Below are 23,375 nucleotides of genomic sequence, written 5' to 3' on the forward strand. Positions count from 1 at the left end.
AATTTACCCCCCGCTTTAATTATGCGTTTTTGATTATCGCTACATCCATGTTTTTAATAAGTTCATTAGCGAACTCAGAACATTTCACTTCTGTTGCACCTTCCATTAAGCGTGCGAAATCATAAGTTACTACTTTTGAAGCAATTGTTTTCTCAACTGAATCAGTTACTAATTTCGCAGCTTCGTTCCATCCTAAGTGCTCTAATAATAATACACCAGAAAGAAGAACTGAAGATGGGTTTACTTTGTCTAAACCTGCATATTTTGGAGCTGTACCATGTGTAGCTTCAAAGATAGCATGTCCAGTCACATAGTTAATGTTTGCACCAGGTGCAATACCAATTCCACCTACTTGTGCAGCAAGTGCATCAGAGATGTAGTCTCCGTTTAAGTTCATTGTTGCAACAACATCGAACTCACGTGGACGAGTTAAAATCTGTTGTAAGAAGATGTCTGCAATAGAATCTTTTACGATGATTTTCCCAGCCACTTCAGCGTCTGCCATCGCTTTATTCGCTGCATCTTTACCATCTTTCTCAACGATACGATCATATTCAGCCCAAGTAAATACTTTATCGCCGAATTCTTGTTCCGCTACTTCGTAACCCCAGTTTTTGAAAGCACCTTCTGTAAATTTCATAATGTTTCCTTTATGAACTAATGTAACAGAAGAACGTTTTTCGTTAATTGCATATTGAATTGCAGCACGAACAAGACGCTTTGTCCCTTCTTCTGAGATTGGTTTAATACCAATACCAGATGTTTCTGGGAAGCGAATTTTATTAACACCCATTGCTTCTTTTAAGAAAGCAAGGACTTTTTCTGCTTCCGGAGATCCTTGTGCATATTCAATTCCAGCATAAATGTCTTCTGTATTCTCACGGAAAATAACCATATCAGTATCTTCCGGACGTTTTACAGGTGAAGGAACACCATCAAAATAACGAACTGGACGTAGACATACATATAAATCTAATTCTTGACGAAGTGCTACGTTTAGAGAACGAATACCACCGCCAACTGGAGTTGTAAGTGGACCTTTAATCGCGATTAAATATTCACGGATTAAATTTAAAGTTTCTTCTGGTAACCACTCGCCTGTTTGGTTGAATGCTTTTTCCCCTGCAAGCACTTCTTTCCAAACGATTTTCTTCTCACCATCATAAGCTTTTTCAACTGCTGCTTCTAGTACACGAGATGCAGCTGCCCAAATATCAGGACCAATTCCATCTCCTTCGATAAATGGAATAATCGGATTGTTTGGTACATTCATAACACCATTAGTTACAGTAATTTTTTCACCTGTCGTCAATGTGATAACCCCCATGTTTGAAATTTCATATGTATGAAACTGAGGGAATAACCCCTCAGTTCAAACCGTTATTTAAATTAAAATATTCTAATCATTACGTCTTTCCGAAAAAATCAGACTTTTGAAAGCGTATTTTCACTATCAAAATAGTGTTTTTCGCTTATCGTTGTGCAATTGGAACGTACACTTGATGTGTTGGTCCATTATAATCAGCACGCGGACGGATTAAACGGTTGTTTTCATATTGTTCTAGAATATGAGCTAACCAGCCTGACATACGGCTAATTGCAAAAATAGGTGTAAATAAGTCATGGTCAATTCCTAAACAATGGTATACAGAAGCTGAATAGAAATCAACATTTGGTGGAAGACCTTTTTCTTTTGTTACAATGTCTTCAATTTTGATAGACATATTATACCATTTGTCTTCTCCTAAAAGCACGCATAATCTCTTAGACATTTCGCGTAAATGTTTTGCACGCGGATCACCCTGCTCATATACACGGTGGCCAAAGCCCATGATTTTCACTTTATTTTGAAGAGCATTATGAATATATGATTCTACATTTTCTTCTTCGCCAATTTCAGTTAGCATCTTCATTACATTTTCGTTTGCCCCGCCGTGAAGAGGACCTTTTAACGCACCGATTGCTGCTGTAATACCAGAATATACATCTGAAAGTGTAGCTACACAAACGCGTGCAGTAAATGTAGAAGCGTTTAACTCATGATCTGCGTGAAGTACAAGCGCCTTGTCAAAAGCTTCAATTTCAACTTCATTTGGCTCGCGATCATTTAACATGTACAAGAAGTTTGCAGCTAATGATAAATCGTTTCTAGGCTCAACAACATCTAAACCTTTACGAATTCTTGCATAAGCAGCAACTAAAGTTCCCACTTGAGCCTGCAATTTAACCGCTTTCAAATAATTGGAGTTTTCATCCATAATTTCAGCGCTCTCATCGTATAATGATAGCATGGAAATTGCAGTTCGTAAAACAGACATCGGATGTGCGATTTTTAAATCTACTTGTTTCAAATATGTTAAAATCTCACCTGGAACTTTATAGTATTCCGATACAATCTCTTTAAATTTCGCTAGTTCTTGTTCATTAGGAAGCTTGCGATGCCATAATAAGTACACTACTTCTTCAAATGTAGCATTCTCAGCTAAATCATCAATATTATACCCAACATAAGTTAATGTATCATCAATAATAGAGCTCACAGATGATGTTGTTGCTACTACCCCTTCTAAACCTCGAATAACAGTCATGACATTCTCTCCTTTTCCTGAAAATTCTCCCAACCTTGCTCCTTATATCTATTTGCTTCCCTTTTGAATTATGAACGCCCGTTCACTCTTTAGGCAAGCAAAATGCACGATCATGCAAATTTGTTGCGATGTTCCCCTCTTATTGTCCATTGTTTACATGGAAAGCATGAGCGTGAATGTCTCCCCGAATCCTCACGCTCAAAACAACAAGTTAGTGAGGAAAATTAATCCCGAAGAGTTTTATGATAAAAACAACATAAAACAATATCATTATAAAATTGTTTTATGTTGTTTTTATTTTATCTGGTGTAAAGTCTCTGCTGTTATGTAACTTTTCAAAGTTTCTAATCCTATTATAAACAATTATCTGACTTTTGTGAACAGAAAGAATTCAAAAATTTTATATTACTATAAAATTCCTTATTTAAACATCTGTATAATACTCATAACTGCATAGGCAATTCCAGCCCCAATTAATGGACCTACAGCAACTCCATTAAATAAAGCAACCGCTATAATTGTCCCGAAAACGAGCGCAGTTGTAATATGAGGATCCGTCGTCAATAATTGTACGCCGCCTTTCGCTAACAAAGCAACCGCTACCCCTGAAGCTAAAGCAATCCATGCATAATACGATTTCGCCGCTTCTCCAAGTTGTTTAAAACCTATTTCCCCCGTTGCAATCGGTACGAGTACTGCTATTGTAATAACCGTTACACCGAGGTTAATCCCTTTCGTTTGTAGATAAGGAAAGACTTTATCTCCTAGAAACGTAAATTTCAATAAAAATAACACACCAATAGCTACAGTAAGCGATTGGTTTTTAGCAACAAGTCCTATAATAAGTAGTATGAATAAAAATAACGTTGACTGACTAATCATGTTTACACTTCCTTTCTGAAAATAATGAACTCATTTCCAAACAAAAATACCTTTAAACCTATCGTTATACATGCTATATCGATGTATATTCAACAATAACCACTTCATTTTTTATGTATTTTAAAATGCTAAACTGAGACTTTCATCATCAAAAATTTAAGCCTATATACATTTTTGAAAACGATTGTCTCTCCTTTCTTTTCTAATAAGAAACAGGTAAAATAAAAAGAAGAGAAAATGAAGTTTTTACCATATAGTAGAAGCATCAACACCAAGCTTTTACAGTCACTCATGTACTGAAAAAGCAGGAAAAATCCATCATTCCACTATAACATAAAGTGAAACTTTAATCAGTGCAGCACACTCGTTATAAGTTGAACGAATTAGGATAATCCAAATTGGAATGGGAGGTATACATCTTTGAACCGAAACTTACTATATATGATATTGCGACTCATATTTGTCATTGTAGCAACGGTAGCCGGGTTCTATGCATTACTATATATGTCAGGACTTATCTATCCTTTTATTATCGCTTTCGCATTTGCTTATTTGATTAATCCCGTCGTCAATTTCCTTAATCAAAAACTACAATTTCCTCGCGCACTAGCAGTACTCGTTAGCTTAATTCTCGTATTCGGAGCTATCGTCGGACTCGTTACATATCTTGTAACGGAAGCAATATCGGCCACAACATACTTACTACAACTTGTTACAGTAAAGTTCCCGGATATCGTTAAATTCGCAGAGCAATTTGCACTTAATCATATTATGCCTCTCTATGATGATTTAATTTCTAAATTTAATCATCTTGGGGAACCACAGCGCTATACGATTACACAAAACATTCAAAACTTAGGAACCGAAGCAACGACGCAAATGAAAGAACTTTTAACTGCTATTATAAGCGGGTTAACAAATTTCATTAGTGCATTACCAACCACTTTAACTGTCCTTGTATTCGTTTTATTAGCCACTTTCTTCATTAGTTACGATTGGCATCATCTTGCTCAGAAAGTAAGAAAATTTTTGCCCAATCGTGTTCATGGCTATGGAAAAACTATTTTTGTCGACTTAAGAAAAGCTTTATTTGGTTTTGTTAAAGCGCAACTTACACTCGTATCTATGACAACTGTTATTGTACTAATCGGACTTTTAATATTACGCGTACCATACGCCATTACTATCGCGATTATTACAGGGGTTGTAGATTTACTCCCTTATTTAGGAACAGGTGCCGTCTTCGTTCCTTGGGTTATATACGTATTTTTCACTGGCGATACTGCTTTCGCCATCGGTCTTCTCATCTTATACATCGTCGTGATTGTCCAAAGACAAATTATGGAGCCTAAAGTACTTTCATCTAATATCGGCCTCGATCCATTAGCAACACTAATCGCTCTATTTGTCGGCTTTAAGCTTTTTGGCTTTTTAGGATTAATCATCGGTCCAGTCATCTTAGTACTACTTAATACATTGCACAAAGCTCGTGTATTCCATGATTTGTGGAAATATATTAAAGGCTCACCTTCAAAATAATAGTTTCTAATTCATATACAACAAAAAACTTATATGTAATCAGTGGGAATTTCCCACTGATTATTCCTTATACTTGTTTTTCACACTCATTACATACAACAAGAGGATTTCCCACAAAAAGGATAATACTCTTGTTTTTTTGCATAGAAAACGCATATTCTGAGGTATTTTTACATATTTATTCTATTATTTTTATAATTATTACTTACATTTATTACTTTTTATGTAAATGAATAAATATGCAAAATGGTATAAAATAAGACTTAAACTAACATTTTTCCTGTTCGTATCTAACTTTTCCATACCAATTGATTCTTTTTATATACAAAAACCAGCTTGAGTTCATATGAATTTCCCTACAACACACTCATTAAGAACTACCTCCATATCCAATCGAAAAATACATAGCAAATATAATAAGGCAAAACTATGATCAGTAAGGATTTTGTCCACCACCGATTATTAACTTTCACCAACCGGACTTGTATGAGTAGTCTGATTTCCACTTAACTCCTTCGCATTCACCACATTTTAAGGCATGATACAGCAACACTTTAATCAACAGAACTTCATCCATTTCTCATCCTTTTGCGGGCAAAAAAATAGTGCTTAGATCGCTATAATCTAAGCACTATTTCTGCACAATAATAGTAGAACTCTTTCTAAACTTCCATTCCATCCACTTCATAACAAATGGCTTCAACAAAGCCCTCGTCATAGGGATAACGAAGATCAAACCTATTATATCCGTTACGTATCCAGGAAGTACCAAAAGAATACCTCCTACAAAGATAAAAATACCATCCAGTACCGCTCCTCCTGGCATTTCTCCTCTATTCAACTTAGATTGAATCTCTCTAAGCACTTTAAATCCTTGTCTTTTCGCTAAATAGACACCTACAACACCCGTAAATACAATCATAGCGAACGTAGACCATAAACCTATTACATGACTCGATCCAATTAAGACTGTAATCTCAATCGCCGGTATTAAAATAAACAAGAATAGTAACCACTTCATAGTTCTACACTCCTCTCACTCATCACTTTAAACGAACCCAGAGCGCCCGTATACGCTACACAGAAACTAAACACCTTTCCCTATTGAACCTCGTAACAAACGGATTTTAAACGTAATTCCAGGCGTTTCAAGCTGATTCCACCTCGTTTTTGTGTAAAAAAAAGAGAAGGACTCCGATCCTTCTCTTCGTATTACTTATAGCACTTCCGCATGTCCATTATAAACAATTCCGCGTGCTGCATCAACTGTTACTTCTTGGCCATTTTTTAAAGTTGCTGTTACGCCGTTTACACCAACGATAACAGGAATACCGATTGATACACCTACAACAGCCGCATGGCTTGTTAGACCGCCTTCTTCTACAACTAGAGCAGCAGCTTTTTCGATTGCAGGAATCATATCTTTATCAGTGCTTGTTGTAACAAGGATATCACCTTTGTTTACGTTCGCTACAGCTTCAGCAGCTGTTTTCGCTACAACTACTTTACCTTTTGCAGCTTTACGACCGATTCCTTGTCCTTTCGCAACTTCTTCACCAACAACATGGATTTTCATTAAGTTTGTTGTACCAGTTTCAGCAACTGGAACACCAGCAGTGATTACTACAGTGTCTCCAAGTCCAATTAGACCTGCATCCATACCTGTTTGAATTGCAGTATCTAACATTTCGTCAGTAGACGCTGCACGTTTTCCAGCCATAAATGCTTGTACACCCCAAACAAGTGCAAGACGACGTCCTACTTGCTCGTCAGATGTTACAGCTACGATTGGAGATTTCGGACGGTATTTAGAGATCATTTTCGCAGTATGTCCACTTTCTGTTGGAGCTACGATTGCAGCTACATCAAGAGCAAGTGCTGTATGCGCAACAGATTGGCTAATTGCATCTGTAATTGTTGGAGTGAACTCTTTAATACGTTTTTTGAACATATCTTCATATTGTAATGATTTTTCAACACGCACTGCAATGTTAGCCATCATTGTTACTGCTTCTACTGGGTATTGACCAGCAGCTGTTTCACCTGAAAGCATGATTGCATCTGTACCATCGAAGATTGCGTTAGCTACGTCACTTGCTTCCGCACGAGTTGGACGTGGGTTACGTTGCATAGAATCTAACATTTGTGTCGCAGTAATAACCGGTTTACCTAACACGTTACATTTTTTGATTAGACGTTTTTGTACTAATGGTACTTCTTCTGGTGGAATTTCTACACCCATATCACCACGAGCTACCATTAAACCGTCAGAAACTTCTAAGATTGAATCGATGTTATCGATACCCTCTTGGTTTTCGATTTTTGGTACGATTTGGATGTATTGAGCGTTATGCTCTTCTAATAATTCACGGATTTCTAATACGTCAGATGCTTTACGTACGAATGAAGCTGCGATGAAATCAACTTTTTGCTCGATACCGAAGACGATATCTTTTACGTCTTTTTCAGTGATACCAGGAAGCTTAATGCTTACGTTTGGTACGTTAACACCTTTTTTATTTTTTACAGTTCCGCTGTTTAAAACTTTTGTACGGATGTTTCCGTCAGCTTTTTCGATTACTTCTAGTTCGATAAGACCGTCATCGATTAGAATACGAGAACCTGGGTCTACATCGTCATAAAGACCAGCATAAGATACAGAGAACTTCTCTGCAGTACCTAATACTTGCTCAGTAGAAAGAACTACTTCTGCACCTGTTACAAGCTCAGCTTGTCCGTCTACGAAGTCGTGAGTACGGATTTCTGGACCTTTTGTATCAAGTAAGATACCAACTGTTTTACCAGTTTTCTTTGAAGCTTCACGAATGTTTTTAATACGAGCGCCGTGCTCTTCATGGCTACCATGAGAGAAGTTTAAACGAGCAACGTTCATACCCGCTTCGATTAATTGTTCTAATTTCTCAATACTTTCACTAGCAGGACCTATAGTACATACAATTTTAGTTTTACGCATATTGCACCTCCGAAAATTATGAAACCGTTCCCAAATATCCGACATTAAGCCGATTAGATGGATAATTCTTTAGATAATTGATACATATCTTTATCGATTGTATGCTTTTGAGCTAACGCTTCGATAATATCATGATCAACAAGTTTATTATCTTGAATACCTACACAGCGTCCACCTCTACCAGCAATTAATAATTCAACTGCTCTTGCGCCAAGACGACTTGCTAATACACGGTCTTGTGCACTTGGTGATCCACCACGTTGTACGTGACCTAATACAGTTACACGAGTATCAAAGTTTGTTGCTTCTTCAATGTGCTTACCGATGTCAATTGCACTTCCAACACCTTCAGCCACAATGATAATACTGTGTTTTTTACCACGTTCACTACCACGCTTCAGACGAGCAATAACATCTTCCATGTCATACTCTTCTTCTGGAATTAAGATTGTTTCGGCACCATCAGCTAAACCAGCCCATAATGCGATATCTCCAGCATGACGTCCCATTACTTCGATAACATATGTACGTTCATGAGATGTAGCTGTGTCACGAATTTTATCAATTGCATCAATAACAGTATTTAAAGCTGTATCGAAACCAATTGTGAAGTCTGTTCCAGGAATATCATTGTCGATTGTACCTGGTACACCAACACATGGGAATCCTTGTTCAGTTAATTTTTTAGCACCTTGGTAAGAGCCATCTCCACCAATAACAACAAGTCCTTCGATACCATGTTTCTTTAATTGCTCGATACCTTTTAGTCGTACTTCTGGATCTTTAAACTCAGGACATCTTGCTGTATATAATTTCGTACCACCACGGTGGATAATATCGCCAACAGAACCAAGTTCTAATTTTTCAATATGACCAGAAATTAAACCCGCGTATCCATGGTAAATACCATATACTTCAATATCATGGAAAATCGCTTTACGAACAACTGCACGAATGGCAGCATTCATACCAGGTGAATCTCCACCACTTGTTAATACACCAATACGTTTCATTTGTACTCACCTCATAAAGATTATTTGCCTTATAATAAAATAACACGAAAAAATATAAAAACACAATGGAGAAGATGTGTCTTTTCATAATAAAAACGTGCATTCGCGAAGAGGAACGCACGCTTTTATTATTTTATCCCAATGGAAGCGTTTGAAAACGAAACTTGCCCAATTTTCATATATTTTTCATAACGTTTTTCGATTAATTCATCTTTCGAAATTCCGCTTAATTGTTCAAAAGTTTTCTTAAGCATTAAATCTATATTTTCTGATTGTTTTAAAATGTTACGATGCGCTCCACCTTTTGCCTCTGGAATAATTTCGTCAATTACACCTAATTCTTTCAAATCTAATGCTGTAATTTTCATCGCTTCTGCAGCTTCTTTTGCTTTACCAGCGTCTTTCCAAAGAATTGCCGCCGCACCCTCTGGTGTAATAACAGAATACGTGGAATTTTCCAGCATATGAATGTAATCTCCTACTCCAAGACCTAACGCACCACCACTACCACCTTCACCGATAACAATACAAATAACAGGTACCGTTAAACCCGCCATTTCAAATAAATTACGGGCAATCGCCTCACTTTGTCCACGTTCTTCAGCTGCTTTACCAGGATAAGCTCCCTTCGTATCGATGAAACAAATAATAGGACGATTAAACTTTTCCGCTTGTTTCATTAGACGCAGTGCTTTTCGATATCCTTCTGGATGAGGCATCCCAAAATTACGACGAATATTTTCTTTCGTATCTTTTCCGCGTTGGTGCCCAATTACAGTTACAGGCATCCCCTTATATTTCGCAATGCCGCCGACAATCGCTGCATCGTCGCCAAATAGGCGATCTCCATGACATTCAAAAAAATTAGTAAATAAGTGCTCAATATAATCGAGCGTTGTCGGTCGTTCTGCATGACGAGCAATTTGAACACGGTCCCATACTTTCATATTGCCGTATATATCTTCCTCTAATTTTTCTAGCTTGTCTTCCAAAATACGAATCTCCTCACTGAAGTCCATCTGGCTGTTTTTCGTATAGTCTTTCAGTTCACGAATCTTATTTCTTAGCTCAACAACTGGTTTCTCAAATTCTAGCTCTGCCATACAGCCATTTCCCCTCCTTGATGAACTTCTAAAATCTTACGGAGTGATTCTCTCATATCATCACGATGCACAACCGCATCTAATTGACCGTGCTCTAATAAAAATTCTGCCGTTTGGAAATCTTCCGGTAGTTTTTCACGCACTGTTTGTTCAATTACACGTCTACCAGCAAATCCGATAAGTGCACCTGGCTCTGCAAGATTGTAATCACCAAGTGAAGCGAAACTCGCTGAAACCCCGCCCGTCGTTGGGTGAGTCATAACAGAAATAAATAACCCTCCTGCATTACTATGCTTTTTCAAAGCTACGCTTGTTTTTGCCATTTGCATTAAACTTAATATCCCTTCTTGCATACGGGCACCACCCGACGCAGTAAAGATAATAAATGGAACTTGTAAGTCGTATGCTTTTTCAACTGCACGGGCAATTTTCTCTCCTACAACAGAGCCCATGCTGCCCATTCGAAAACGAGAATCCATTACTGCAACAACAACAAGCATGTCATCAATTGTTCCTTCACCAGTTACAACCGCTTCGTTCAATTTAGTCTTCTTACGATCGCTCTCTAGTTTCTCTTCGTATCCTGGAAACTCGAGTGGATTTAATGAAACCATTTCTTTGTCATACTCACGGAATGACCCTTCGTCCAATATACTATCAAGACGTTCCCATGCATTCATAGGATGATGATATCCACAATTCACACATACTTTTAAATTTTTTAGAAGCTCTTTCGTATACATGATTTTTTTACATTTCGGACATTTTGTCATAACACCATCCGGTACATCTTTTCGTACTTGTTCTGAAGGTATTGCAGCGTACTTTTTCTTTTTCACGAATAAATCTCTTAGCACAATTTGACCCCCTTCGTTGAGAGCTAAGGTTAGCGCAAGAAGAAAATTGGGCTAACACCAAAGTTTGATGTTAGCCTTATCTTCTCAATCTGTCTAATAACCTCACTCTTTACGTTTAACTTTAACCGCTACGCGATAGAATGTTTGTCATAACGTGTCATGGTCATTTCGACAAATTTTATACATTACGAGTGAAACTGTATATTCTCTACTAATTCATCGTAAATTTTTAGTGCATCATTTTCTTGTTTTTCTTCCAAAGTAGCATAAAGCTTTCTATACATATCGATAGAATCTCCTGAAACTTCACAAGAAAGAGTTGATACGTAATCATTTACGATCATCCAAATGCGATATAGTAAATAATTATCGACTTGTTCAATGAGTGTTTTAAAGAACGTTTGATGAAGCATTGGAATCGAGTTTTCATTTTCTTCAAGCACTTGATTTAATTTTCTTAACACTTTAGAAAACGTTTCTTTCGGCAAATTACATACAATTCGAATCATATCTTTCTCAAGCAATCGTTTTGTTTGTAATAAATCACGAATTGTTTTCTCATCTTGCAGCAAGAACGGCGCAATCAATTGTACAAGACCGTTATCGTAAAAGTTTCGAATAAACGTCCCTTCACCACGTCTCGTTTCAATCAATCCTACCAGTTCTAAAGCACGCAATGCTTCTCTTACAGAGGAACGCCCTACGTTTAAACGTGAACTTAACTCACGCTCAGACGGCAAACGATCCCCCGCCACCAATCCATCTTCTTCCATAATGGAACGGATTTTTTTTACAATTTCGAGATATACTTTTGTATTTGATGATGTCAATGGAAATTCCTCGCTTATTCTTTACCAATCAGCGCTAATTGTTTTGTTTTCTCAGCAATCTCATTTGGATCTACTTGACGGCGAGCTACTCCTGTCTCCATTGCAGCTTTCGCAACGTAAGCTGCCACTTGAGGCGCTACACGCGCGTCAAACGGTGCCGGAATGATATAGTCTGCATTCAACTCATCTTCTGCTACAAGCTCAGCAATAGCCTGTACAGCTGCCATCTTCATTTCTTCGTTAATTTGTGTCGCATGTACGTCAAGTGCACCACGGAAAATACCAGGGAACGCTAGTACATTATTTACTTGGTTCGCGAAGTCAGAACGACCCGTTCCAACAACAGCTGCGCCCGCTGCTTTTGCCAATTCTGGCATAATTTCTGGAACTGGATTCGCCATTGCAAAAATAATTGCATCGTCATTCATTGTACGAACCATCTCTTCTGTTAATGCACCTTCTGCAGATACACCAATGAATACGTCCGCACCTTGTACAACGTCAGCTAAAGAACCTTCAATACGATTCTTATTTGTATATTTTGCAACTTCATCCTTCACCGGATTCATACCTGTAGGACGACCATCATAAATTGCGCCTTTACGGTCACACATAATAATGTCGCGTACACCATAGCGATATAAAAGTTTAATAATTGCAATACCTGCTGCACCTGCGCCATTTGCGACAACTTTAATGTCAGACATTTTCTTTCCAACTAATTTTAGCGCGTTCACAAGACCTGCTACTGTTACGATAGCTGTTCCGTGTTGATCATCATGGAAGATAGGAATATTTGTTTCTTTTTTCAAACGTTCTTCAATAATGAAGCAGTTTGGTGCTGCGATATCCTCTAAGTTAACGCCGCCAAAAGTTGGCTCCATTAATTTTACAGTTTCAACAATTTTATCTACATCGTTTGTATTTAAGGCAATTGGGAATGCATCTACACCAGCAAAGCTCTTGAATAATACAGCTTTACCTTCCATTACTGGAAGAGATGCTTCAGGTCCAATGTTACCAAGACCAAGTACAGCCGTTCCATCTGTCACAACTGCTACCATATTTCCCTTCATTGTATATTCATATACCTTACTTTTATCGTCATAAATTTCCTTACAAGGTTCTGCAACCCCTGGAGAATATGCAAGACTTAAATCTTTTGCATTTTCTACTTTTACTTTTGATACAGTTTCTAATTTTCCTTGATGCACTTTATGCATGTGAAGTGCTTCTTCACGAAGTGTTGACAAACTATCCACTCTCCTCAAATTATTCTAGCTGATATCAATTTCTCCAAGTGGTCTGACCACGAACACTACTACTATAATAATCGAAGTGTAGGGAAATTGTCCATTATATTTTCACAACTACATTTTCTTCCCCGACAATTTCACGAAGTGCTCCTAAACATTCTTCACTTGGATGAATCGATAAACTTCGAGACAATTGTACCATTTTATGTTCCTTTTCATAATAAATTAGTACTTTCGCAAAACCTGAATAGTCAAACAATATTTTAGTAACCTGATTTAAAAGCTTTTTCTCATACTGAGACGACAATTTCACGTAAACAGATGCATCTTTCTTTTCTTCATACACATCCATTTCTTCTAACGGATATAGTCCATTTACAATCCATTGCAACTTATGATTTCTAAGCTCAATCATGCCGTCAACCAAAACAATTGCTCCTTCTTGTAACTTATCTGAGAAATGTATATATGTTTCAGGGAAAAGAACTGCTTCCATTTCATCGTTTTGATCACAAAATGTAATAAACGCCATCTTTTGCAACTTTTTCGTACGAATCACTCTCACGCTTGTTATATACACGATAGCCCTTTGTACTTTTTTCTTATGTCGCATTGCCTGAGCAAGAGATGGAATTTCTAATTCTTTCGCTAACTTCACATACTGCGCTGTCGGATAGCTTGATAAATAAAAACCTAGTGCTTCCTTCTCTTTATTTAACTGTTCAATAAAAGAGAGCTCTTCTCCTTGCACGTATTTTGATTTTGGAACAGCATCTCCTAAATCACGTGCAAGATTTGCGTACTCTAACGCTCCTTTAAGGCTTTTCCATAAATTTGTTCTCGAAACACCAAAATCGTCAAAACACCCAGACCAGACGAACGCCTCTAAATTTCGCTCTGTTACAAACTTTGATGGCATGCGAAGACAAAATTCAAATAAATCTTCAAATACTTTTTTCTCTCGTTCTTCGAGTAATGCTGTCACTGTAGCCATTCCGATGTTTCGAATTGAAAGTAAGCTGTAACGTATCGCATTACCTTCTATTTGGAAATTGTAACCACTTCTCTGAAGAGACGGCGGCAAAACGTGAAAACCTTTCCGCTTCGTTTCTCGTATATACTGCACAATCTTATCTTCATTTCCAATTGCACTTGATAATAATGCTGTCATAAATTCCAGCGTATAATTCGCTTTTAAGTAAGCAAGCTGATATCCAATCATACTGTAGGCTACAGCGTGACTTCGGTTAAAACCGTAATTCGCAAATCTTACAATTAAATCGTAAATTTTCTCTGCGGATGTCTCGTCATAACCATTTTGTAAACAGCCTTGTACAAAATGCTTACGCTCCTGATCTAAAATATCACGATTTTTTTTACTCACTGCTCGGCGTAATAAATCTGCTTCTCCGAGCGAGAATCCCGCCAACTTCGACGCAATTTGCATAATTTGTTCTTGGTATACAATTACACCGTATGTTCTTTCTAAAATTGGCTTTAAATCCGGATGTAAATATTCAATTTTTCTTTTTCCGTGCTTTGATTCAATAAAGGTTGGAATCTGTTCCATTGGTCCTGGTCTATATAACGAGTTAACAGCGACAATATCTTCAAATTCATTCGGTTTTAACCCGCGAAGTACATTTCGCATACCACCTGATTCAAGCTGGAATACACCTGTTGTATCCCCTCTACCTAACAATTGGAACGTCTTTTCATCTTGAAGTGGTAAATTTCTTAAATCAATTTGTGTCCCCGTCTTTTTCACGATAAACTTTATAATATTTTCAAGTAACGTTAAATTACGTAATCCTAAAAAATCCATCTTTAACAAACCAAGTTCTTCTAATGCATCAGCTGGGTATTGCGTAACATACACATCGTTATGCCCTTCTTGTATTGCAACACTTCCGGTTAACGGCTCTTGGCTCATAATAACGCCAGCTGCATGAATAGACGTATGACGTGGTAAGCCTTCTACACGTTTTGCAATTTCAAACACACGCTCATGTAACAGATTCCCTTGTATAAACTCACGGAGTGATTGCGATTCCTCATATGCATCTTTTAACGTTATACCAAGCTTTGATGGGATAAGTTTTGAGAATATGTCAATGTCTCGCGGCGGAAGCCCCATTACACGCGCAATATCTCTAATTGCCGCTTTCGCTGCAAGCGTCCCGAACGTTACAATTTGCGCAACACGCAGCTGACCATATTTATCTTTCACATATCGAATCATCTCATCACGTCTTATATCTGGAAAATCGATATCAATATCTGGAAGTGTCACACGTTCAGGATTTAAAAATCTTTCAAATAATAGATCGTATTCAATCGGATCAATATCTGTAATTTCTAACACGTAAGAAACGAGTGAGCCGGCTGCCGATCCACGTCCTGGTCCTGTTAAAATATGATTTTCATGCGCATACTTCATAAAATCCCACACGATGAGGAAATAATCACTAAACCCCATACTAGAAATAACGTTTAATTCATGATTCAAACGCTTTATATGTACTTCTTTCGGCGTACCATATCGTTTCTGCAAGCCTTCTTCACAAACGCGGCGTAAATACATATCATTCGTCTCGTTAGCTGGAACAGGAAATTTCGGTAATTGATTTATATGAAACGGTATTTCTACTCTGCAACGTTCTGCAATTTCTATTGTGTTATAAATCGCTTCTTCTACGTGAGAAAATAGTGCTTCCATTTCATCTGATGATTTTAAATAATATTGATCAGTTTTCAACCTTGGTCTATCTGGATCAGTCATTTTCGTTCCACTTTCAACAGATAATAAGCACTCATGAACAAGTGCGTCACTTTGATTGATGTAGCGTACATCGTTTGTTGCAACGACTGGAACATTTATCCTACTCATAAATGCAGGTAATTTCTCTTGCAGGAGCAGTTCATCTTGAATCGCATGATGCTGCAAACTCATATAAAAATTGTCGAACATACTTTGATACATGCGAGCTACTTCTTCAGCTTGACTCTCTTTGTCTTCTAATAATAATTGTTCAATTTCCCCATCTTTACCTGGTGAAATAGCAATTAATCCTTTCGCATAATGGGCAAGCCACTTTTTCGGAATACCTTCTTTTGACTTCGTCATAATGCTACTAGAAATCTTTAATAAATTTTGATAGCCCATTTCATTTTCAGCAAGTAAAACAAGCGGATAAGATTTTTCCTCTTCTTCACTAAAAATAGAAGCTGTTAAGCCGATAATAGGCTGTATACCATGTTTCTTACATGCTTTATAAAACGGAATAACGCCATACATAACATTTTCGTCCGTAATAGCGAGTGACGAAAAACCAAGTTCTTTCGCCCTGACTACAAGCTCATCAATTTTACAAGCACTTTTTAATAAACTAAAAACGGTTTGACATTGTAAATGCACAAACTTCACTGTTGTACCCTCTCTTTACCAATCTGACTACTTTTATTATAGGTGATGAGGAAAGCGGAAATCAAAACATACTTCTTATACTTTGTCCATATATATGAAGAAGAAAGGGGAATGACGATGGATGTAAGAGAACATACTTTTTTCTCTCTGCTTATTATTAGTTATTTTATTGCCTTTGGGGTGATACTTGGTGGTTCATTAATTGGTGGATTTGGTGCATTTCTTATCGGAAAACCAACTCTAACTTACATTAATCAATTCGCCCAAAATTTAAGAATCTGGGCACTCGTTGCAGCAATTGGCGGAACATTTGATACTTTTTATAGCTTTGAAAGAAGTTTCTTTGGCGGAGATATGAAAGATATTGTAAAACAAATTCTCCTTATTTTTTTCGCAACGGGTGGTATGCAAACAGGTCTTACCATTATTAAATGGCTAACGCAGGAACATGTATGAGAGTACCAAGTGCCAATACAGCAAAAAAATGGTATTTAGTTTTAGCTGGTGCTGCTGTTGGAGGCGTGTTGAGCTGGTTTGTTTTTTTGTACATATACGGTGTTTTTCAAGAAGAACAAGCTAGTAAAATAGCAGAGCAACGAGAAATTATAGAAAAACAAGAAGCAAAGCTCCACGTCCTTCTCGAAGATCAAGAAAAATTGAATACAGAAAATAAACGCCTCTTAACTATTCAAGAGATTAAAATAAAACTTATAAATCGAGAAAAATACGATTTAGACAACCTTACACTCGAAAATATGACTACGTCTATCCATAATGACCTCCAACATCTTTTAACGAAAAACATTCAAAGTATAGCAAAAAATAAAGACCTACTCAAAAAGGTAATCGAAAACAAAACGTACAAACATTACGATCGGCTATACCGTTTCAAAGTCGATACGATATCTTTTGATACAGTGCTTGAAATTAGCATTACGATAGAGAAAGAAAAATAAAGAAGGAGGGCTTTAGCGCCGCTCCTTCTTTTCGTTCTCATATATAATCTCTTATCTACACAACTCACGTAAATCAGCAAAAAGACGATCCGCTTCTTCCCAAGAAGATGCTTTTGCACCAGAAGCCATCGGATGCCCTCCGCCATTATATTGCATTGCTAATTTATTTATCACTGGTCCTTTTGAACGAAGACGAACACGAATCACATCGTCTTCCTCTAAAAATAGAACCCACGACTTTAATCCATCAATATTACCAAGTGCTCCAACAACACCGGATGCCTCAGAAGGAAGTACATCAAACTTTTCTAACACTTCTTTCGTTAATTTAATGTAAGCTGCTCCTTCTTCTACCATCGTAAAGTTTTGTAAAATATAGCCGTTTAAACGAGCAATCTTTTCTTTCGTCTTATACATTTCATTATATAAATCTGTGAACTTCACATCCATATCAACAAGCTCACTTACATAACGAAGTGTTTTCGCTGTTGTATTCGGGAATAAGAAACGACCTGTATCCCCAACAATACCCGCTAAAATAAGACGAGCTGCTTCTTTCGTTATCTGTAATCCTTTATCTTTTCCATAACTGTAAAACTCATAAATCATTTCACTTGTAGAACTTGCTGTCGTATCTACCCACGTAATATCTCCGTACGGATCTTCATTCGGATGATGATCAATTTTAATTAACATCTTCCCTTTTGCATAGCGTTGATCGTCAACACGTTCTTGGTTCGCAGTATCACATACGATAACAAGTGCATTTTCATATACACTATCTTCAATATCATCCATTACTCGTAAATATTCTAGTGAAGGTTCATTGTACCCAACCGTATAAATATTTTTCTCTGGAAACGATTCTTGTAGAATTGTGCCAAGACCTCCCTGTGAACCTAACGCATCTGGATCTGGACGCACATGACGATGAATAATAATTGTATCAAACTCTTTAATTGCTCTTAAAATTTGCTCATGCATATGTATAATCTCCTTTTTACTCAACTTCTTCACTTTAACGTGCAGTAAAAGCCCGATTGGTGCGGGCAAATCATTAGCGTAGAAACATCCTCACACTAATTAAAGTTTCACTTTATCCTCCATTATAACGGAAAGTATTTCATACATGCGAACAATTGCTTTATAATAAAAGTTAGAAAGTTTAGATATTTCTTTTTCTCTACCATTATTTTTCACAAAGCGATGGGAGCGTGCATTATGCCAGTATTAGTCTTCTGTATTATCGTCTCATTTATGTTGTACCTCTTTTACAAAACAAAATACTTTCGTACAAACCGCCCAATGGAGAAAGGTTGGCTCTCAGGAAAATCCGCAATGGCACTTGGTTCATTCGTCTTATTCTTTGGGATAAACCAATTCTTTTTAGAACTTTCAACCGCTCGAATTATCGTTGGTGTTTTATTTGTTCTATTTGGTAGTGCAAGTGTATTTAATGGATTTCGCCAATACAAACATTTCTTACCATTAGCAGTTGAAGAAGCTGAATCTGTCTGAAGCAACATAAAAAAGCATCAATATTGTGATGCTTTTTTACGTCCCCTAACTTTTAAAATCATATATGCAACAAAAGCAGAAGGTATATTAAAGGGGTTGCCTTGTACATGAAAATGTAATTGTTCTTCCTCAAAAGACATTTTTTCATATAGTTCTCGCTGAGATAATCCTGTTCGTTTCTTTTTTTCATGTAAACCTTGTAAGTATAAATATTGAAACGGTATCATCACAAGAAAGTAAAATAGTGCGATTCCACCAAAGAAGAGCACTTCTGATGACATATTGCATACCACCTTCCTAAAATCCATTTCCTTACAATTCAATTGTAACATAGTATAAATTCTAATTAAATTAATATTCTGTTTTTTAGTTATACAATTGTCTCACCACATAATTCCTCTTCAGCATACTGAACATATCGCCGAATAAAAGCACCGGGATCTTTTCTAATAGGCTCGATATCAAGCCTTAATGGAATCTTTCCCGCCATATAAAAAATTCTCGAAGCAGTCCCAAGTCGAATGGCTGGTTCTGAAATACTTTCCCCATATCCCATCATAAAATTCTCCCATACGTCTTCTAACTGTCCCGAAGCAATTAAATGCAATCTCGGAACACCAATATCAAACTCTTTATACCCAAATCCACATTCATCAAAATCAAGTAAATACCAATCCTCTTTGTCTACAAGAATATTTCCAAAATGCATATCACCGTGAACAAATTGTTTTTCTCCTAGTTGAGTTGAATTTGCGAGTTCTTGTATTCTTTCTGCAATTCTTATGCATTTATGCTTATCCGCATGCGATAGAAATGAAGCATTTAGTAATCGTTGTAAAGGCTCGTGGATTATCTTTTGCTCACTATATATAGGCCTTTCATAACCTCTCCAAGTTTGCGGCACTCTTTTGAGCACTTCATTTGTTTTTTCATGAAACTTTCGCATTAATGATCCGAGTTTTTCATAGTCCCTATCCCTTGGTTCTAAAATTTCACTTCCGTTTATAAACCTAAAGACAACAAAATACTGGATATTTCCTTCATCTTTCATAATAGGTGTGATCAAATCACCACTTTTATTGACAACTACTTCTGGTACTAACATTTGTTTTTGTATCGCTATTAACCAATGTATTTCAGCTTCTATTTGCTCGGCTGTATAACGTCCCTCTCTATACTGCCTCACTACAAATTTATTTTTGTCCGATTCTAATATATATGTTTGATTTTCTCCCCCATGTAACAATGAAACTTTCGTAAAACTATTAAAATTATATTGCTTACATAACTGCTCTTTAATGTGAAAATCCATTCTTCTCCCCCTAGTTCATATAGTGAAGCGTAGTTTCCCTATCCAATTACACTATTATTATCTCTTAATGATTAGTAGCGTAAGCTTTCTTATCAACTAACAACCAATTTTCTATCCGTACTCATACATATCCTTCTATTTTTTCACTTCTCTATCCGAACTCTTACGTAACTTAAACAATAGCTTCAAAATCCAATAAAACAAAATAAAGTTAAAGAAAAAACCTAATGGATTAAACCAACATTCCCACACACCATAATAAACAAACGTTTCAGCTGGTACACCAAAGTAAAGAAAATCCGGCTCATTTTCTCCTGATATAGGAATCAAGGCACCTATACTAGCAAGAGTCAAACTTACAAAATACAACCTCTTTTTAATAGCATTCATTCTTCTATGCGTTAAAACATGAATAATGATGAAACATACGACCACTAAAAAGAAAATGATTCCGCCCATTCACTTCCTCCTTATCGCTATGCCATTTCCGCATCTTCGAATTTTTCAGTATTTTTATTATACATATGAAATGATACGCTATTTATTTTTGTTTCTATCCTTTTAAATAAAAAAATGGAACAAACCAAAGCGGTCTGCTCCATCTTTTTACTTATCGATCAACTGCACCATAAGTAATGCTTTCCCGACAACATTACCTTCATGATGCACTTCTACATCAACCTTACCAAATTTACGTCCAATTTCTAATACTTTCGGATGAACCGATACAACATTGTCAATTTGAACTGGTTTTACGAAATAAATTGTTAAGTTCTCAACAATTAAATCACTCTTCTTTTGCGCACGAATAACGCGATTCGTTGCTTCCGTCACAATTGTTGTGAATACACCGTAAGATAACGTTCCGATTGAATTCGTCATTTGCGGCGTCACTGAAAATTGATATAAATGTTCATTTTTCGCTTCTTTCGGCGTCATAAATTGATTCGTTACAATATCATCGATTGTTTCGCCGACTTGTGGTTGACGCTGAATCATTTGTAGCGCCTGAAGTACATCTTGACGACTAATAATTCCTTGCAGTTTATTTCCTTCATCAACAACTGGAAGTAACTCAATACCTTCCCACACCATCATACGTGCTGCAGCTGCGACAGACATTTTACCGTTTACCGTAATTGGATGCTTTGTCATCACTTTATCAATTGGTGTTTCTTTCACGACACCAATCATATCTTTTGAAGTTACGATACCTAACACCTTTTTATTTTCATCAACAATTGGATAACGTCCATGCATCGTTTCTTCATTGTACGCATGCCATTGCTGCACTGTATCATTCGGCTTTAAATATAACGTCTCTTCAATTGGCGTTAAAATATCTTCAACGAGGACAATTTCTTTCTTAATAAGCTGATCGTAAATTGCACGGTTAATTAACGTCGCAACTGTAAATGTATCGTAACTACTTGAAATAATCGGCAGTTTTAATTCGTCTGCTAATTTCTTCACATGATCTTCCGTATCAAATCCGCCCGTAATTAATACCGCAGCTCCGGCTTCTAACGCTAATTGATGTGCGTTCGTACGGTTACCGATAATAAGTAAGTTTCCAGCTTCTGTATAGCGCATCATCGCTTCTAATTTCATTGCCCCGATTACGAATTTATTTAACGTTTTATGTAGGCCCTCTCTGCCCCCAAGTACTTGACCATCGACAATGTTAACGACTTCTGCATATGTCAGCTTTTCAATATTCTCTTTCTTCTTTTGTTCAATTCGAATTGTTCCGACACGTTCAATCGTACTAACATATCCTTTATTTTCTGCATCTTTAATTGCACGGTAAGCTGTCCCTTCACTTACACTCAAATCTTTCGCAATTTGCCTTACAGAAATTTTATGCCCTACTGGCAGGCCATTAATATGTTCTAAAATTTGGTTATGCTTGGTAGCCAAATGGTTTCACCATACTTTCTTTTCCCTAAATTCTTCATGTGTTGTATTTTCAGTATACTATATTTTCAAAACTGTTACACTCTCTCTTTATATATCTGTACTATTTTTTTTATAACAAAATACGCCTTACATTACACTACTTCTTCTATTACAACAATGTAATGGTATTGTCATCTCGTTCGATAGTTTGTCCAGCCGCTTCAATATACAATGAAGACAAGAAATGAAACAAAGGAGCGGATATATGATGAAAAAATTATTAGAAGTTGTAGGTGCTGTATTTTTAGCTTTCGTAGATGGAAAAAAAGTTGCAATGGAATTGAATGAAACACCTGAACAGCCACTTCCAAAAAGAAAAAAATCATCAAAACAAGTACAACCTTTAAAAGCTGTCCTACACACGTAAAAAACCCTTCACTTGTCTTTTCAAATGAAGGGTTTCTTTTCTATAGTGTAATACTTTCTCCAGCTTCTAATACTTTTCCTGTACAATTTTGTAGCTTTTCTACAAATTGATATGGGTCTTGTTCAATTACTGGGAACGTATTGTAATGCATCGGCACAACAGTTTTCGCCTGAACCCATTTTGCTGCTAAAACAGCATCTTCTGGCCCCATTGTGAAATTATCGCCAATTGGTAAAAATGCTATATCAATGTTATTCAGTTCCCCAATTAATTTCATATCAGAGAATAGAGCGGTATCTCCTGCATGGTATACAGTTTTCTCTTCTGCTGTAAATAAAATACCTGCTGGCATACCTGTATATGTAATCGTCTTATTTTCTTCATCAATATAACTAGAACCGTGGAATGCTTGTGTAAACTTCACTTTTCCGAAGTCAAATTCATGCGAACCACCAATATGCATCGGATGTGTATTTACACCTTGCCAACTTAAAAATGTCGCTAGTTCAAATGGTGCCACAACAACTGCATTATTTTTCTTCGCAAGCTCTACTGTATCTCCAACATGATCACCATGTCCATGCGATAAAAGAATTACATCTACTTTGACATCTTCAGCCTTTAAATCCGTTGTCGGATTTCCAGTTAAAAATGGATCAATTAAAATCACTTTTCCATTCGTTTCAATCTTTACAACTGAATGCCCGTGATAAGATACTTTCATTACTACATTCCTCCCCTATTCACATTCTCATTTTTTATTCTACATGATTTTTCAATTCCCTGTCTTTTCT

Annotated in this window: 22 protein-coding genes; 5 read left to right on the forward strand and 17 right to left on the reverse strand. The window is 36.8% G+C overall.

Annotation, left to right across the window (positions count from 1 at the left end):
• Positions 1-19: 19 nt before the first annotated feature.
• The 3 genes from icd to CER22_RS17830 form a co-directional block, all read right to left on the reverse strand.
• Positions 20-1,312, reverse strand: coding sequence for an NADP-dependent isocitrate dehydrogenase (icd, locus tag CER22_RS17815; RefSeq protein ID WP_000206896.1), 1,293 nt, complete (start codon positions 1,310-1,312; stop codon positions 20-22).
• 160 nt (positions 1,313-1,472) lie between these two features.
• Complete coding sequence (gene citZ / locus CER22_RS17820) at positions 1,473-2,621, reverse strand: citrate synthase (RefSeq protein WP_000503659.1); 1,149 nt, start codon at positions 2,619-2,621, stop codon at positions 1,473-1,475.
• Between the two features lie 387 nt (positions 2,622-3,008).
• Positions 3,009-3,470: a DUF441 domain-containing protein gene (locus tag CER22_RS17830; RefSeq protein WP_000625511.1), complete on the reverse strand. Its 462-nt coding sequence runs from the start codon at positions 3,468-3,470 to the stop codon at positions 3,009-3,011.
• A 420-nt stretch (positions 3,471-3,890) separates the two neighbouring features.
• Here CER22_RS17830 and ytvI point away from each other — a divergent pair, with 420 nt between their 5' ends.
• On the forward strand, positions 3,891-5,009 hold the full coding sequence (gene ytvI, locus CER22_RS17835; protein ID WP_088064550.1) for a sporulation integral membrane protein YtvI: 1,119 nt from the start codon (positions 3,891-3,893) through the stop codon (positions 5,007-5,009).
• A gap of 631 nt (positions 5,010-5,640) precedes the next feature.
• Here the strand turns inward: ytvI and CER22_RS17840 are convergent.
• The 8 genes from CER22_RS17840 to dnaE all read right to left on the reverse strand — a co-directional run bounded on the left by CER22_RS17840 (position 5,641) and on the right by dnaE (position 16,469).
• Positions 5,641-6,030: an FxsA family protein gene (locus tag CER22_RS17840; protein WP_048544357.1), complete on the reverse strand. Its 390-nt coding sequence runs from the start codon at positions 6,028-6,030 to the stop codon at positions 5,641-5,643.
• Between the two features lie 195 nt (positions 6,031-6,225).
• The gene (gene pyk, locus CER22_RS17845; RefSeq protein ID WP_001232677.1) at positions 6,226-7,983 is read right to left on the reverse strand and encodes a pyruvate kinase; all 1,758 of its coding nucleotides are present in this window, start codon (positions 7,981-7,983) and stop codon (positions 6,226-6,228) included.
• Positions 7,984-8,036: 53 nt separating this feature from the next.
• Positions 8,037-8,996, reverse strand: coding sequence for a 6-phosphofructokinase (pfkA, locus tag CER22_RS17850; RefSeq protein ID WP_000821162.1), 960 nt, complete (start codon positions 8,994-8,996; stop codon positions 8,037-8,039).
• 128 nt (positions 8,997-9,124) lie between these two features.
• Positions 9,125-10,099 (reverse strand): acetyl-CoA carboxylase carboxyl transferase subunit alpha, encoded by a 975-nt coding sequence (gene accA, locus CER22_RS17855; protein WP_000818786.1) that lies wholly within the window; start codon positions 10,097-10,099, stop codon positions 9,125-9,127.
• Positions 10,087-10,956 (reverse strand): acetyl-CoA carboxylase, carboxyltransferase subunit beta, encoded by an 870-nt coding sequence (gene accD, locus CER22_RS17860; protein WP_000942866.1) that lies wholly within the window; start codon positions 10,954-10,956, stop codon positions 10,087-10,089. Before accD ends, accA begins: the two co-directional genes overlap by 13 nt.
• Positions 10,957-11,141: 185 nt before the next feature.
• On the reverse strand, positions 11,142-11,786 hold the full coding sequence (locus CER22_RS17865) for a FadR/GntR family transcriptional regulator (RefSeq protein ID WP_000204434.1): 645 nt from the start codon (positions 11,784-11,786) through the stop codon (positions 11,142-11,144).
• 14 nt (positions 11,787-11,800) lie between these two features.
• Positions 11,801-13,009: an NAD(P)-dependent malic enzyme gene (locus CER22_RS17870; protein ID WP_161796084.1), complete on the reverse strand. Its 1,209-nt coding sequence runs from the start codon at positions 13,007-13,009 to the stop codon at positions 11,801-11,803.
• 133 nt (positions 13,010-13,142) lie between these two features.
• On the reverse strand, positions 13,143-16,469 hold the full coding sequence (dnaE, locus tag CER22_RS17875) for a DNA polymerase III subunit alpha (RefSeq protein WP_088609291.1): 3,327 nt from the start codon (positions 16,467-16,469) through the stop codon (positions 13,143-13,145).
• Between the two features lie 42 nt (positions 16,470-16,511).
• Here dnaE and CER22_RS17880 point away from each other — a divergent pair, with 42 nt between their 5' ends.
• Positions 16,512-16,925: a YtrH family sporulation protein gene (locus CER22_RS17880; protein WP_073516695.1), complete on the forward strand. Its 414-nt coding sequence runs from the start codon at positions 16,512-16,514 to the stop codon at positions 16,923-16,925.
• Entirely contained in the window at positions 16,922-17,425 is a 504-nt protein-coding gene (gene ytrI / locus CER22_RS17885; protein ID WP_046958744.1) for a sporulation membrane protein YtrI, read from the forward strand. The genes CER22_RS17880 and ytrI overlap by 4 nt, the downstream gene beginning before the upstream one ends.
• A 51-nt stretch (positions 17,426-17,476) precedes the next feature.
• On the opposite strand, the gene CER22_RS17890 is transcribed toward ytrI, so the two are convergent.
• Positions 17,477-18,409: a DHH family phosphoesterase gene (locus CER22_RS17890; RefSeq protein ID WP_087985387.1), complete on the reverse strand. Its 933-nt coding sequence runs from the start codon at positions 18,407-18,409 to the stop codon at positions 17,477-17,479.
• Positions 18,410-18,646: 237 nt separating this feature from the next.
• On the opposite strand from CER22_RS17890, the gene CER22_RS17900 reads away from it, so the two are divergent.
• A complete protein-coding gene (locus tag CER22_RS17900) occupies positions 18,647-18,943 on the forward strand; it encodes a YtpI family protein (protein ID WP_001144772.1) in 297 nt (98 codons plus the stop codon).
• 17 nt (positions 18,944-18,960) lie between these two features.
• Here CER22_RS17900 and CER22_RS17905 read toward each other — a convergent pair whose 3' ends face one another.
• The 4 genes from CER22_RS17905 to CER22_RS17920 form a co-directional block, all read right to left on the reverse strand.
• Positions 18,961-19,224 (reverse strand): DUF3949 domain-containing protein, encoded by a 264-nt coding sequence (locus CER22_RS17905; protein WP_061677033.1) that lies wholly within the window; start codon positions 19,222-19,224, stop codon positions 18,961-18,963.
• Between the two features lie 89 nt (positions 19,225-19,313).
• Positions 19,314-20,255, reverse strand: a complete 942-nt coding sequence (locus tag CER22_RS17910; protein ID WP_088609293.1) for a phosphotransferase enzyme family protein — start codon at positions 20,253-20,255, stop codon at positions 19,314-19,316.
• Positions 20,256-20,390: 135 nt separating this feature from the next.
• Positions 20,391-20,714 carry a hypothetical protein gene (locus tag CER22_RS17915; protein WP_088064555.1) on the reverse strand — a complete coding sequence of 108 codons (324 nt, stop codon included), beginning with the start codon at positions 20,712-20,714 and terminating at the stop codon, positions 20,391-20,393.
• A gap of 147 nt (positions 20,715-20,861) precedes the next feature.
• Entirely contained in the window at positions 20,862-22,175 is a 1,314-nt protein-coding gene (locus CER22_RS17920) for a CBS domain-containing protein (protein ID WP_000201566.1), read from the reverse strand.
• Positions 22,176-22,419: 244 nt separating this feature from the next.
• Between CER22_RS17920 and CER22_RS33105 the strand changes: the two genes are divergently transcribed.
• A complete protein-coding gene (locus CER22_RS33105) occupies positions 22,420-22,581 on the forward strand; it encodes a hypothetical protein (RefSeq protein WP_060486545.1) in 162 nt (53 codons plus the stop codon).
• 40 nt (positions 22,582-22,621) lie between these two features.
• On the opposite strand, the gene CER22_RS17930 is transcribed toward CER22_RS33105, so the two are convergent.
• The gene (locus CER22_RS17930; protein ID WP_060486546.1) at positions 22,622-23,305 is read right to left on the reverse strand and encodes a metal-dependent hydrolase; all 684 of its coding nucleotides are present in this window, start codon (positions 23,303-23,305) and stop codon (positions 22,622-22,624) included.
• Positions 23,306-23,375 lie beyond the last annotated feature (70 nt).

The organism is Bacillus sp. K2I17 (genome assembly GCF_002209985.1).
Lineage (GTDB): Bacteria > Bacillota > Bacilli > Bacillales > Bacillaceae_G > Bacillus_A > Bacillus_A wiedmannii.